This is a genomic window from Cellulosimicrobium sp. NPDC055967 (assembly GCF_042269845.1).
Taxonomy (GTDB): domain Bacteria; phylum Actinomycetota; class Actinomycetes; order Actinomycetales; family Cellulomonadaceae; genus Cellulosimicrobium.
The window spans coordinates 178224-191434 of record NZ_JBHJYJ010000004.1; the positions used below are offsets into that span (position 1 = coordinate 178224).

The following is a 13211-nucleotide window of genomic DNA, read 5'->3' on the forward strand; positions in this document are numbered from 1 at the left end:
CTAGGTCGATGCGTTTGCATGTACATGCGGCTCAACCGGGGACCCCCCAGGTTTGTTCCCGGGTCCTCCCGGCGCCCGTGTGAGCGTGCGCACGTCGGCGCCGCGACGGCCGCGACGAGTTGCGTCGGGCATCGAAACCCGGGAGCCTGGGACCGCGACGCGCCGAGGCGGACCGGCCGGGCGCCGTGGGGGGCGGCCAGGCCGCGGGCACCCGCGACGTTCACCGGACCTTCACGACGCGCCGGAACACCGACCGACGGTGAGGCGTTGCCTCTCGTAGACCGGGCCGCTGCCCGCACCCCACCGGGCGCGCCCACCCACCCCCGAAGACCCCTCAGGAGGACACCATGGCCGACCGTTCGCTGCGCGGGATGAGCATCGGTGCGAAGAGCATGGAGTCGGACGAGGGCGTCGACTTCGCCCCCCGCTTCCAGGCGCACTACGACTGCCCCAACGGGCACACCATCATCCTGCCGTTCTCGACCGACGCCGAGGTCCCCCCGGTGTGGGAGTGCCGCTGCGGCGCCGAGGCGCTCCTGCGCGACGCCGAGCGCCCCGAGCCCAAGGCCGGCAAGCCCGCCCGCACCCACTGGGACATGCTGCTCGAGCGCCGCACGATCTCCGAGCTCGAGGAGCTGCTCGACGAGCGCCTCGGCCTGCTCCGCGCCGGCAAGCTGCGCCGCAGCGCCTGACGCCGCACGCACGACGCACGCGAGGCCCGGACCCCACGGGGGTCCGGGCCTCGGCCGTGTCCGGGGGTCTCAGCGCGGGCGACGGCCCGTGACCGACCGCACCGCCCCCGCGAGCTGGGTCGCGCGCCGCCGCGCACCCCACACCGTCACCTTCCACAGGGCCTCGGTGACGATCGAGCGGCTCATCTTCGACCGGCCCGCGGTGCGCTCGACGAACGTGATCGGCACCTCGACCACCCGCCCGCCCGCCCGCACGACCCGCCAGGCCATGTCGACCTGGAAGCAGTAGCCGTGCGACTCCACGCTCGCGAGGTCGACGGCGCGCAGCGCGTCCGCACGGTACGCGCGGAAGCCCGCCGTCGCATCGCCCAGGCCGAGCCCGAGCGCGACGCGCACGTACACGTTCCCGGCGCGAGAGAGCACCTCGCGGTGCCACGGCCAGTTCTCCACCTGCCCGCCCGGCACCCAGCGCGAACCGATCACGAGGTCCGCGCCCGCGCCGTCGCCGGTCTCCCCCGTCGCGTCGAGCGCGGCCAGCAGGGACGGCAGCTGCTCGGGCCGGTGCGACCCGTCGGCGTCCATCTCGACCAGGACGTCGTACCCGGCGTCCAGGCCCCAGCCGAACCCCGCGACGTACGCGGCGCCCAGGCCCTCCTTGCCCGCGCGGTGCAGCACGTGCACGCCCGGGTCCGTGGCTGCCGCGGCGTCGGCGAGCTCGCCCGTCCCGTCGGGGCTCGCGTCGTCGACGACGAGCACGTCCGCGTCCGGCACCGCCGCACGCAGGCGCGCGAGCGTGCCCGGCAGGGTCAGCGCCTCGTCGTACGTGGGCACGACGACGAGCACGCGGCCGGGCGCACCGGCGACCTCCCCCGGGCGGCCGCTCACGTCTCGTCCCCCGTCGTGCGCGTCGGCGCCGTCGTCCGGGCGCCCGACGCCGTGACGGCGCGGGCGGCGCGGCGCTCGCGGACGACGCTCCCGACGCCCGCGGCCAGGAGGCCGAGCGCGAGGAGCTCGACGACGCGGCCCGGCCAGTCCCCCGCCCGCACGGCCGGGGTCAGGCTCGTGCGCAGCGGCAGGTCCGCGACCATCTGGTCGGCGGTGAACAGGTCGGTGCTCTGCAGGAGCTCGCCGTCCGGGGCGATGACGCCGCTGACGCCGACGGTCGAGACCTGCACGGTCGCGCGCCCGGTCGACACGGCGCGCAGGCGCGACATCGCGAGCTGCTGCGTGGACTCGGCGGTGTACCCGAAGGAGGCGTTGTTGGTCTGCACGACGAGCACCTCGGCGCCCGCGTCCACGGCGTCGTTCACGAGGCCGTCGTAGGCGACCTCGAAGCAGATGACGACGCCGAGCGGCACGGTGCGCCCGAGGCGCTCGGACGCGAGGTCCACGACCCCGGTCTCGGTGCCGGCGATCATGTCGATGCTCACGCGGTCGACCTGGTCGGAGAAGATCCGCAGCAGGGACCGCAGGGGGATGTACTCGCCGAACGGGGCGGGGTGCTGCTTGGCGTACCGGTCGACGACGCCCGCGCCCGGCTCCCACAGCAGCGACACGTTGTACCGGCCGCCGGCGTCGGGGTACTCCTGCGCGCCCACGAGGATCGCGGCCTCGACCTCGCGCGCGGCGTCGTCGATGGCGCGCGCCACGTCGGGCGCGGTCTGCGGGTCGAGGTCGGAGCCGTTCTCGGGCCACAGGACGACGTCGAGGCCGCCGGGCTCCACCTGGTCCAGCAGCGCGACGGTCCCCTGCAGGTGGTTGTTCAGCACCTCGGCCCGGTTCGCGAACGACCCGAGCCCGGGCTCGCCCACGTTGCCCTGCACGGCCCCCACGGCGAGCGTGCCGGCCTCGGCGCGCGCGTCGAGCGGAACGAGCAGGGGCGCGGCCACGAGCGCACCGGCCACGGCGACCGGGACGACGGCGCCCGTGACGACGTCGCGGCGACGCACCAGCGCGAGCACCGCGACCGCGAGCAGCGACCCGGCGAGCGCGACGAGCAGGGACACCAGAGCCTCTCCCCCGAGCCAGGCCGCGCGCCCGAGCGGGGAGTCCGCCTGGGAGAACGCGAGCCGGCCCCAGGGGAAGCCGCCGAACGGGACCTCGGTACGCGCCTGCTCGACGCCGACGAACAGCAGCGCGAACGCGACGGCCTGCGCCCACGGGCGCCCGGCCAGCCACGACCACCGCCGCGCCCACACCCAGGCGACGCCCAGCACGGCGACGAAGCACGCCTCCATGACGGACAGCGCGACCCACGGCACGGTCTCGGTCGCGTAGTTCGCCCACCACAGGTGCGGCAGGAAGAACGCGAGCCCCCACACGAGCCCGACGAGGAAGCCCCAGCGTGCACCGTCGCGCCGCAGCGACCAGAACAGCGCGGCGACGCCGACGAACGCGAGGGGCCACCACCCGCGGTCGGGGAACGCTGCGTCGGTGACGAGGCCGCCCGCGAGGGCCAGGAGGAGGGTGAGCGGCCGCGACGGGGGCCCGGCGAGCGTGCGGCCCTCCCCCGTGCCGGGGACGCGGCGGCCACTCTCGCCGGTGCCGGTGCCGGTGCCGGTGCCGGTCGCGGGCGTCGCGGGTGCCGGGGAGTCCGGGGCGGAGGTGTCCGGTCCTGCGGGTCGGGGGCGCCCGGCCGGGGCGGCCGTGGGCTCGGGGGCGTGCACGGGTGCACCCTACGCCACGCACCTGCGCCGGAACCGGTGCCGACCGGGGCCCCACGGGTGAACACGGGACCGAGCGGGGTGGAATGTGTGCGGGCTCGCGCGCCCTTCGGCCCGTACGACGCCGCCACCGGCGGAGCACGTTTTCTACTGAGCGCGCGAGCCCGGCCAGGTACCCGGCGCGGAACGCCGAGGGGTCGTCGTCGGTGGCTGATCCCCCTGCGGCCGCGGGGGCCGGAACACCCTGTCGAACCTACTCCGGCTCACGGCCCTGTCAAGCGGTAGCGGTCACACGAACGTGTCGAACAAGGGGACGCCGTCGCGCACCGTCTGCAGGCACCGCGGCCGCGGCACGTCCGGACCGAGCTCCGGCAGGAGCGGCTGCCCGGCGCGCGCGTCCGTGCTCCACGACGACGTCGTGCGCCCGAGCGCGCCCTGCACCACGAGGTGCTCGCCCCGCCACACGGCCAGGTGCGCGGGCGCCCCCACGCGCAGCTGCCCGGCGCCCGTGTGGTCCAGGCCCGCGATGCGCCACCCGCCGCGCGTGTGCGCGCGGAACGCGGCCCGCGCCGAGATCTGCTGGTCCGGGTCCACGTGCGACATCGCCGCGAGCACGCCCGCCCACGGGTCGAGCCGGGTCACCGGCGCGTCCGACCCGAACGCGAGCGGCACGCCCGCCCCCGCGAGGTCCGCGAACGGGCTCAGGCCCTCGGCCCGCGTCGCGCCCACGCGCGCCGCGTACATGCCCTGCGGCCCGCCCCACGCCGCGTCGAACCCCGGCTGGATGCTCAGGCTCACGCCGAACAGCAGCAGGGACGCCAGCGCCGTCGCGTCCACGAACAGCGCGTGCTCCACCCGGTGCCGCGCCGCCCGCACCGCGCCCTGCCCGTGGACCTCCGCGGCGACCTCGAGCCCGAGGACGAGCTCGTCCATCGCGCGGTCCCCGATGACGTGGAACCCGCCCTGCGTGCCCGCCGCGCCGACCGCGGACAGGTGGTTCGCGATCTGCTCCGCGCTCAGGTAGAGGTTCCCCCGGTCGGTGGGGTCGGGCCCGTCCTGGTAGGGCAGGCGCATCGCGGCGGTGCGCGACCCGATCGACCCGTCCACGTTGAGGTCGCCCGCGAGGCCCGTCAGGCCCGGCACGTCCGCGAGGACCTCCCGCGCGTCGTCGACCGTGGTGCACAGCTCGCCCCGGTACCCGACGACGTGCGCCAGCCCCGAGGACGCCTCGCCCGTGAGCGCGAGCAGCTCGCGCAGCCCGGCGCGCGTGTCGATGTGCGGGGCGCTCATCTCGTGCACCGACACGATCCCCTGCTCCGCCGCCGCGCGCAGCGCCGCCCGGTACAGGGCGGTGCGCCGCGCGGGCGACACGTCGCGCGCGACGTCCCGGGCGACGTGGTGCGCCTCCCCCGTGACCCAGCCCGACTCGTCCCACCCGGGGCGCTCCGCCAGGGCGCAGCGCCGCGCGAGCGTCGTGGAGACCGCGGCCGAGTGCACGTCGACCCGCGCCGCGTACACCGCGCGCCCGCCCGCGGCCGCGTCGAGCTCGTCGCGCGTCGGGGGGCGCCCCTCGGGCCAGGACCGCTCGTCCCACCCGAACGCGAGCACCACGTCGTCGTCCCCGACGCCCGCCGCCGCCTTCGCGACCGCCTCCAGCGCGGCCGCGAGCGTCGTCACGCCGGCGCTCGCGGACAGGTCGACGCCCGCGAGGGCGAGCCCGACCTCGAACAGGTGGACGTGCGCGTCGACGAACCCGGGCGCGACGAGCGCGCCGTCGAGCTCGATCACGCGGTCGGCGCGGGCGGCGAGCCCGTCGGCCGTGTCGTCGGCGCCGATCCAGGCGATGACGCCGTCGTCGACGAGGAGTGCTTCTGCGAACGGGTCGGCCTGGGAGTGGATCACGCCGCCGCGGTACAGGGTTGAGGCCACAATCCTTCACGATACCGCCACAACCGCCCGAAACGCGCCGTTCCGGTGTGACGTCCGTGCAGGTCGCGACGGGTGTCGCGCACGTCACGCACCCGGCCGGGCGCCCGGGGGCGCCCGCTCGGCCGGCTCAGACGCTCGAGTACGCGACGACGCCGCGCCGCAGCCTCTCGATCGCCTGGTGCGCGGTGCGCCGCACGGCGGGCGTCGGCGCCGCGGTCGCCACCTGGTCGAGGACGTCGATCACCTGCTTGCACCAGCGCACGAAGTCGCCGGCGGCGATCTCCGAGCCGCGCAGCACGGCGTCGAGGCTGCGGCCCACGGCCCAGCGGTGCACGGCCGTGACGAGGCCCTCGTCGAGGGCGCCGGTCGCGTCGATGTCGTGCGCCTCCTCCAGGTCGTCCACCTCGGACCACACGCGCGTGGTCGCCTCGAGCGCGCGGGCGAGCTTCCCGTGGGGGCCGCCGGGCACGTCGGGCTCGCCGTGGTCCTCGCGCCGCCCCGCGTACACGCACGTGGACACCACCGCCGCGAGGGCGGGTGCGTCGAGGTCCTCCCACACACCCCGGCGCAGGCACTCGGCGAGCAGCAGGTCGTTCTCCGCGTACAGGCGGCGCAGCCACTGCCCGTCGGGGGTGACGCGCAGCCCGGCCCGTCCTGCGCGGTCACGGTCACGGGCACCGTCGGGGTCGGGGTGCGTGCCGCCCGCGGGATCCTCCGCGTCCAGCGCGTCCTCCAGGGGCGCGACCGGGTCGTCCGCGACCTCGCCGGGGGCGAGGTAGCCGAGGGTGAGCAGGACGTCGCAGATGCGGTCGAACACGCGCGCGATGGACCCGGTGCGGCCCTCGACGCGGCGCACGAGCTGGTCGTGCTCCTTCTTGAGCCGGGCCCAGCGCTCGGCCCAGCGCGCGTGGTCCTCGCGGTCGGGGCAGTCGTGGCACGGGTGGGCGCGCAGCTGCGCGCGCAGGCGGGAGAGCTCGGCGTCGTCCGCGGCGGCGGACCGGGTGCGGGGGGTGCGCCCGGGTCGCGCGCCGGGCTCGTCGAGCGCCCCGAGGGCGTTGCGCAGCGTGGAGGCGAGGTCGCGCCGCTGCGCGGGCACGCGCGGGTTGAAGGACTTGGGGACCCGGACCGTGGCGACGGTGCGGATGCCGCCGGGCGCGTCGGCCACGGTGAGCTTCTTCACCTGCCGGTCCTGGGTGAGCACGGTGGGGCGCGGGCCGTCGAACCCGGCCCCCTCCCCCGGGTCGAGCACGACGACGTAGCCCGCGCGCCGCCCCGACGGCACCTCGACCACGTCCCCGGGCCGCAGCCGCTCGAACGCCGCCACGACCTCCGCGCGGCGCGACCGGCTCGCGGCGCGCGACAGGTCGCCCTCGCGCGCGGTGATGCGCCGCCGCAGCGCCGCGTACTGCGCGAAGTCGCCGCGGTCGCACGTCATGGCCTGCGCGTACCCGTCGAGCGCCTCGGCGTGCGCCTGCGCCTGCTTCGCGAGCCCGACGACCCCGCGGTCGGCCTGGAACTGCGCGAACGACGTCTCCAGCACCTCGCGCGCCCGGTCCCGCCCGACCTGCGCGACGAGGTTGACCGCCATGTTGTACGTCGGCCGGAAGCTGGACCGCAGCGGGTACAGGCGCTTGGACGCCAGGCCCGCGAGGTGGACGGGGTCCAGGCCCGCGTGGTCGACGACGACGGCGTGCCCCTCGACGTCGATACCGCGCCGCCCGGCGCGGCCGGTGAGCTGGGTGTACTCGCCGGGGGTGACGTCGACGTGCGCGGTGCCGTCCCACTTGACGAGCTTCTCCAGCGCGACGGACCGGGCGGGCATGTTGATGCCGAGCGCGAGGGTCTCGGTGGCGAACACGACCTTGACGAGGCCGCGGCTGAACAGCTCCTCGACCGTCTCCTTGAACACGGGCAGCATCCCGGCGTGGTGCGCCGCGATCCCGCGCGCGAGCGACTCGGTCCACGTCCAGTACCCGAGCACGTCCAGGTCCTCGGCCGGGATCGTCTCGGTGCGCTCCTCGGCGACCCGACGGATCTCCGCCTCCTCCGCGGGCGAGGTGAGGCGGAGCCCGGCGGCGAGACACTGCTGCACGGCCCCCTCGCACCCGGCGCGGGAGAAGATGAAGTAGATCGCGGGCAGCAGCCCGTCGGCGTCCAGCGCGTCCACGACGGCGAACCGCGCCGGGGTGCGGCGCGCCCCGAGCCCTGACCGGTCGGGGCCGGGACGCCGACCGCCCCGCCTCCGGTACCCGCGGTCGCCCGGGCCGCGGCGCCCGCCCGGCCCCGACGCGCTCGTGCGCGGGGCCGCGCGGAACGCGGCCAGCAGGTCCGGGTTGATGGGCGGGTTCACGCCCGGGTCCGTGGGGTCCACGTGCCCGGCGTACAGGTCGAGCAGGTCCGCGCCGAGCGCGCGCCCGCCGCCCGCGTGCGCGACCCCGGTCGCCGGGTTCGCCGACGCGACGAGGACGTGCTGCCACAGCGGCACGGGCCGGCGCTCGCTGACGACGACGGTCGTGTCGCCGCGCACCATCTCGAGCCAGTCGCCGAACTCCTCCGCGTTGGACACGGTCGCGGACAGGGAGACGAGCTGGACGTCGTCGGGCAGGTGGATGATGACCTCCTCCCACACCGGTCCGCGGAACCGGTCGGCGAGGTAGTGCACCTCGTCCATGACGACGAACGCGAGGCCGTCGAGCGTGCGCGAGCCCGCGTACAGCATGTTGCGCAGCACCTCGGTCGTCATGACGACGACGGGCGCCTCCCCGTTGATCGTCGTGTCGCCCGTGAGCAGGCCGACCGAGTCGGCGCCGTAGCGGCGCACGAGGTCGCCGTACTTCTGGTTCGACAGCGCCTTGATGGGGGTGGTGTAGAACGCCTTGCGCCCGCCCGCGAGGGCGAGGTGCACGGCGAACTCGCCCACGACCGTCTTGCCCGCGCCCGTCGGCGCGGCGACGAGCACGCCGCGGCCCTCCTCCAGCGCCTCGCACGCCCGTTCCTGGAAGTCGTCGAGGGGGAAGTCGAGGACCTGCCGGAACTCCGCGAGCCGGGTGCGGGACGCCGCCTGGCGGGCCCGGGACGCGGCGTAACGGGCGGCGGGCGATTCAGCGGCCGTCATGGTGCCAGCCTACGGTCCACCGCCCACCTTGCCGGTCGGCGCGCGGGCCGCCCGGCGACGGGTCGCGGGCCGTTCGTCCGCGGTCCTCAGCGTTGCGCGGCGGCGCCGGCCGGGGCGTCGAGGACGTGCAGCGCGCCCGGGACGACGTCGACCCGCAGCGGCAGGGGGCCCAGGTGCTCCCCGTCGGCGAACGCGTGGGGCGGGGTCGCGCCCGCCTCGGTCGCCGCGACCGTCACCGACGTCGCGCGCAGCGTCCCCACCCCCGGGTTCGCCAGGTGCCGACCCGCGTACATGCCGGGGAAGATGCGCGTCGCGCCCCAGCGCCCGAACGGGCCCGCGACGACGACGTCGAGCAGGCCGTCGTCGAGCGCGGCGCCCGGCGCGATCCGGATGCCGCCGCCGATGCGCGGCCCGTTCGCGACCGACACGAGCGCGCCCGGGGACTCCCACACCACGGTCCGCCCGTCCTGCGGTCCCGGGTCGGCCGGGTCCGCCGTGCCGAGGGCGGCACCGTCGCGCAGGAGGGGCGCCCCGGCGAGCAGGTCGGGCAGCTCGTCGCCCGCGGGGACGCCGCGCAGCGTGACCCGGTACCCGTACGGGCGGTACCGGGTGATCTCCGTGAGGGCCGAGCGCGCGTACCGGGACCGGCCGCGGGGCCAGGTGGCCGCGTTCGCGTGCGCGTTGACGGCCGCGTCGATCCCCGCGGACAGCACGCCCGCGTACCAGCGCGGGGCGGGCAGGTGCTCGCCCGTGACGCGCGCGGCGTCGACGGCGCGCACGGACGGCGCGGCGCTCGCCGAGGACACGGTGCCGGCGGCGGGGCCGAGGGCCGCGAGGAGGGCGTCCACGCACCGGTCGGCGCGGGTCGTGGGCAGCCCGAGGCCGTGCGCGAAGTCGTTGCCCGTCCCGACCGCGACGATCCCGAGCGGGACGCCGGTCCCGGCGGTCGCGTTCACGCCGAGGTGCACCATGCCGTCCCCGCCGACGACGACGAGCGCGTCCACCCCGGGCCGCGCACCCGCGCCGTCCCCGCCCGGTCCGCGCACGGCGGCGTCGGCGGACTCCTGCGCGAGGGGCAGGCTCGGGGCGCTGAGGTCCACGACGGCGTGCCCGGCGGCGCGCAGCGCGTCGGCGGTGCGCCCCCCGGCCGCGCGGCCGCGGCCGCGCCCCGCCGTCGGGTTGACGACGAGCGCGACCGTGCTCACGCGCGGCCCCCGCGCCCACGGGGGCGCGGCCGGGGCGCGGCGCTCACAGGGCGAGCCGTGCGGCGTCGAGCTTGTCGACGCGCCGGTCGTGGAGGTAGCTGATGCCGAGCGCCGCGAAGTACAGGCCGCAGATCGGCAGCGCCACGAAGATCATCGTCAGCGCGTCCGGCGTGGGGGTCATGACGGCCGCGAACAGGAACGCGACGAGCACCGCCCACCGCCAGCCCTTGGCCATCGCGGACGCGCGCATGATCCCGGCCGCGTTGAGCGCGACGAGCACCACGGGCATCACGAACGCGAGCCCGAACGCCAGCACGAGGCGCATGACGAAGCTCAGGTAGCCCTGCGCGTCGGCCAGGTTGGTCGCGCCCTCCGGCACGAACCCGGCGAGGATGTCGACCGCGTGCGGCAGGACCCACCACGCGAGGAACGCGCCGCCGAGGAACAGCGGGACCGACGCGCCGAGGAACGCGAACGCGTACCGCTTCTCCCGGGTCGTCAGACCCGGCGTGATGAACGCCCACAGCTGGTACAGCCACCACGGGCAGGTGACGATGACGCCGAGGAAGAGGGAGACCTTGACCTTCATGTCGAGCGCGGAGGCCAGGCCCGAGAAGTTCAGGCTGATGACCTTGTCCTGCTCCTCCGCCGCCTTGAGCAGCGGCGCCTGCAGGGCCTCGAGCAGCGGCTCGTAGAGGAACCACCCGACGATCGCGCCGACCACGAGGCCGCACGCGGCGAGAAAGAGGCGCTTGCGCAGCTCCAGGAGGTGCTCGCGGAGCGGCATCCGCCCCTCGGGGTCACGAGACGTACGTGACACCGACTATCCCTTCGAGGTGTCGCCCGGTTCGGGCGACGTCGTCCCTCCGGTCACGGTCGGCGAGGAGGTGCCGGTCGACGCGGACGTCGAGCCGGCGCCACCCGCCGCGGGCGGCGTGGTGTCGTCCTCGCGCAGGTCCTTGACCTCGCTCTTGAAGATCTTCAGCGACTGCCCGACGCTCTTGGCCAGGTCGGGGAGTCGACGCGCACCGAACAGGAGCAGGATGACGACGACCAGCACGATGATGTGCCAGGGCTTGAGCATGCCCATGGGCTAACTCCTCCTCGAGGCGAACGGCGCTACGCGAGCGAGTCTACGCGGTGAACCCTACGCGTTGAACCGGCGCCAGCGGGACCAGACCTGCTCGTCGCGCCGGCGCCGCTGCGCGCGCCGCTCCACCCGCTCGGCGCGCAGCAGGTCCACACGCTCCTGGAGCACGACCGGGTCGTCGAACAGGGTCGGCGCGGTCGAGGGCTGCGCCTCCTCCAGGGCGCGCGACAGCTCGTCCGCCCGCGCGCTCATGTCCGCCGCGACCTGCGAGGCGCGCGACAGCTCGCGCCCCAGCCCCTTCACGGACCGCCACAGGTGCCGCGTGAGGAAGAACGCGCCCACGAGCGTGCCGACGACGAGCAGCGTCCAGACCCAGAACCACATGCCGCCCACCCTAGCCAGCGGCCTGGTCGCCGGACGGGTCGGCGCCCGGCCCGTCGTCGGGTCCGCCGGGCAGGTGCGCGTACGCGGACAGGGCGGCGCTCGCGGCCTCGCGCACGTCGCGCGCGACCGACGCCGGCTCGACGGCGAGCACGTGCCGCGCCCGCTCGGTGAGGAGCTGTCGCAGCCACACGGGGTTGGTGACGCGCAGGCGGACCTCGAACGCGCCGTCGGGCAGGTTGCGCACGGACTCGACGGGGACCTGCTCCGCGACGGCGCGCGCGGGGCTGGCGAACGTGATCGTCGCGAGCGGTGCGTCGCCGGTGGGGGTGAAGTCGACGTCGGGGTCGACGTCGTGCCCCTCGACGGGCTGGTCGAGCTCGGTGGCGGCGAGGATGCGGTCGACGCGGAACGTGCGGCGCCCGCGGGCGCGGTGGCACCACGCGAGCAGGTACGCGTGCTCGTCCTGCGTGTGCAGGGACACGGGGTCGACCTCGCGCTCGGACTCCTCGTCGGCGGCCGTCACGTACCGGATGCGCAGCCGGTGGCCCGCGACGAGCGCGCTCGTGATGGCCGCGACGACGCGCGGGTCGCCCTCGGGCGCGAGCTGCACGTCGAGCGAGGCCGCGGCCTCGCCCGTGGCGTCGGTGAGCTTGCGCAGCACCGACTCCACGACGCCCGCGCGCTCGGGGTCGGCCTGCACCGCCGCCGTCTCCCGCATGGCCCGGAGCGCCGCGATGAGCGCCACGGCCTCGCGCGTGCCCAGGCGCAGGGGCCGGGTCATGCCGCGCGCCTCGGTGAGCCGCACGACGCCGCGCTCGATCGAGTCGGCGTCGAAGTCGATGAGGTCGTCCGGCCAGTACCCGGGGGTGCCGGACACCCAGAGGGCGTCGACGTCGTCCAGGACCTGGCGCTCGCTCACGCCGAAGTGCCGGGCGAGCTCGCCCACCGGCACCGGCCCCGCCCCGTCCAGGTACGCGACGATGCCCAGCAGGCGCACCAGCCGGTCGTCCGCGCGCTCAGCCACGCCCCGCCACCTCCGTCGACCCCTCGCCCTGCTCCGGCCCCTGCGCGGGCACCGACGACGAGCCCAGCGCCGCCGCGTCCCGCAGCCGGCGCACGACCGCCGCGCGCAGGTCCGGCGGCCCGAGCACGAGCACCGCGTCGCCGTACCCCACGACCTCGTCCGCCAGCGCGTACCGCACGTCGTACGCCACATCCAGCACGTCGCGGCCCGCGCCGTCGCCCGCCCGCGCGTCGGGCACCGACCCCACGACCGTGCCGCGCGCCCGCAGCGCACCCGCTCGCTCCGGCACCACCGCCAGGCGCGCCACCCCGCCCGCGTCGCGCGTGCCCAGCGCCGCGTCCACGTCCACGTCCGCCGGGACCTCGAACGCGTCGCGCGGACCCGTCGCCCGCACCCGGCCCTCGACCCGGCTCAGCCGGTACGACCGCGGCGCCCCCCGGTCCAGGTCGAACCCCACCAGGTACCAGCCCCCGCGCCGCGCCGCGATCCGCCACGGCTGCGCCCGCCGCGCCCGCACCTCGCCCGTGCTCGCCGCCCGGTACGTGAACGACACCGCCCGCCGCGCCGAGATCGCGTCCATGAGCGTCGCGTACGCGTCCCCCACCGGCCGCACCTGCGGCGCCAGACCCGCCACCACGTCCATCGCGGTCTCCCCCGCGCCCGCCGCCCGCAGCTTCGTCAGCGCCCGCGAGATGTCCGTCCGCAGCGTCTTGTCCTGCCAGAACTGCGCCGCCAGCGCCAGCACCCCCAGCTCCGCCGGCGTCAGGTCCACCGCGGGCAGCGCGTAGGCGTCCTGGTCGATCCGGTACCCCACCTCGTCCGCGTGCCCGCCCGCGTCCACCGTCACGATCGGGATCCCCAGGTCGCGCAACGTGTCCTTGTCACGCTCGAACATCCGTTCGAACGCGTCCGGGGACGGGGCGTCGCCGTACCCCGCCACGCTGGTGCGGATCTGCTGCTTGGTCATCGACGCGTTCGTGTTCACCAGCGCGATCACCAGGTTCAGCAGGCGCGCGGCCGGGTTCGTCGGCGACCCCGACGACGACGGCGCAGGGTCGGGCACGGACGAGGGGGGCGTGGGCTCGGACATCGGGCCCAACGCTAGTCGG

Annotated in this window: 11 protein-coding genes; 1 reads left to right on the forward strand and 10 read right to left on the reverse strand. The window is 76.3% G+C overall.

Going from position 1 to position 13211, the window contains the following annotated elements:
* Positions 1 to 347 precede the first annotated feature (347 nt).
* Positions 348 to 692: an RNA polymerase-binding protein RbpA gene (locus ACFC2L_RS07500; RefSeq protein WP_021483180.1), complete on the forward strand. Its 345-nt coding sequence runs from the start codon at positions 348 to 350 to the stop codon at positions 690 to 692.
* A 69-nt stretch (positions 693 to 761) separates the two neighbouring features.
* On the opposite strand, the gene ACFC2L_RS07505 is transcribed toward ACFC2L_RS07500, so the two are convergent.
* The 10 genes from ACFC2L_RS07505 to ACFC2L_RS07550 all read right to left on the reverse strand — a co-directional run bounded on the left by ACFC2L_RS07505 (position 762) and on the right by ACFC2L_RS07550 (position 13192).
* Positions 762 to 1577 carry a polyprenol monophosphomannose synthase gene (locus ACFC2L_RS07505; RefSeq protein ID WP_375823639.1) on the reverse strand — a complete coding sequence of 272 codons (816 nt, stop codon included), beginning with the start codon at positions 1575 to 1577 and terminating at the stop codon, positions 762 to 764.
* The gene (gene lnt / locus ACFC2L_RS07510) at positions 1574 to 3358 is read right to left on the reverse strand and encodes an apolipoprotein N-acyltransferase (protein WP_375823641.1); all 1785 of its coding nucleotides are present in this window, start codon (positions 3356 to 3358) and stop codon (positions 1574 to 1576) included. Before lnt ends, ACFC2L_RS07505 begins: the two co-directional genes overlap by 4 nt.
* Positions 3359 to 3643: 285 nt before the next feature.
* On the reverse strand, positions 3644 to 5284 hold the full coding sequence (locus ACFC2L_RS07515; RefSeq protein ID WP_375823642.1) for an amidohydrolase: 1641 nt from the start codon (positions 5282 to 5284) through the stop codon (positions 3644 to 3646).
* Positions 5285 to 5411: 127 nt separating this feature from the next.
* The gene (locus ACFC2L_RS07520) at positions 5412 to 8399 is read right to left on the reverse strand and encodes a DEAD/DEAH box helicase (protein WP_375823643.1); all 2988 of its coding nucleotides are present in this window, start codon (positions 8397 to 8399) and stop codon (positions 5412 to 5414) included.
* A gap of 86 nt (positions 8400 to 8485) precedes the next feature.
* A complete protein-coding gene (locus tag ACFC2L_RS07525) occupies positions 8486 to 9604 on the reverse strand; it encodes a diacylglycerol/lipid kinase family protein (protein WP_375823644.1) in 1119 nt (372 codons plus the stop codon).
* A 43-nt stretch (positions 9605 to 9647) separates the two neighbouring features.
* On the reverse strand, positions 9648 to 10391 hold the full coding sequence (gene tatC / locus ACFC2L_RS07530) for a twin-arginine translocase subunit TatC (protein ID WP_375823645.1): 744 nt from the start codon (positions 10389 to 10391) through the stop codon (positions 9648 to 9650).
* A gap of 36 nt (positions 10392 to 10427) precedes the next feature.
* Positions 10428 to 10694: a Sec-independent protein translocase subunit TatA gene (gene tatA, locus ACFC2L_RS07535; RefSeq protein ID WP_375823646.1), complete on the reverse strand. Its 267-nt coding sequence runs from the start codon at positions 10692 to 10694 to the stop codon at positions 10428 to 10430.
* Positions 10695 to 10751: 57 nt separating this feature from the next.
* Positions 10752 to 11078 carry a hypothetical protein gene (locus tag ACFC2L_RS07540; RefSeq protein ID WP_375823647.1) on the reverse strand — a complete coding sequence of 109 codons (327 nt, stop codon included), beginning with the start codon at positions 11076 to 11078 and terminating at the stop codon, positions 10752 to 10754.
* A 10-nt stretch (positions 11079 to 11088) separates the two neighbouring features.
* The gene (locus ACFC2L_RS07545) at positions 11089 to 12102 is read right to left on the reverse strand and encodes a helix-turn-helix transcriptional regulator (RefSeq protein WP_375823648.1); all 1014 of its coding nucleotides are present in this window, start codon (positions 12100 to 12102) and stop codon (positions 11089 to 11091) included.
* A complete protein-coding gene (locus ACFC2L_RS07550) occupies positions 12095 to 13192 on the reverse strand; it encodes a helix-turn-helix transcriptional regulator (protein ID WP_375823649.1) in 1098 nt (365 codons plus the stop codon). The genes ACFC2L_RS07545 and ACFC2L_RS07550 overlap by 8 nt, the downstream gene beginning before the upstream one ends.
* Positions 13193 to 13211 lie beyond the last annotated feature (19 nt).

Coding starts and splice junctions, on each gene's coding strand:
- ACFC2L_RS07500 (WP_021483180.1), top strand. CDS start 348: ATGGCCGACCGTTCGCTGCGCGGGATGAGCATCGGTGCGAAGAGCATG.
- ACFC2L_RS07520 (WP_375823643.1), bottom strand. CDS start 8,399: ATGACGGCCGCTGAATCGCCCGCCGCCCGTTACGCCGCGTCCCGGGCC.
- tatC (WP_375823645.1), bottom strand. CDS start 10,391: ATGCCGCTCCGCGAGCACCTCCTGGAGCTGCGCAAGCGCCTCTTTCTC.
- tatA (WP_375823646.1), bottom strand. CDS start 10,694: ATGGGCATGCTCAAGCCCTGGCACATCATCGTGCTGGTCGTCGTCATC.
- ACFC2L_RS07540 (WP_375823647.1), bottom strand. CDS start 11,078: ATGTGGTTCTGGGTCTGGACGCTGCTCGTCGTCGGCACGCTCGTGGGC.
- ACFC2L_RS07550 (WP_375823649.1), bottom strand. CDS start 13,192: ATGTCCGAGCCCACGCCCCCCTCGTCCGTGCCCGACCCTGCGCCGTCG.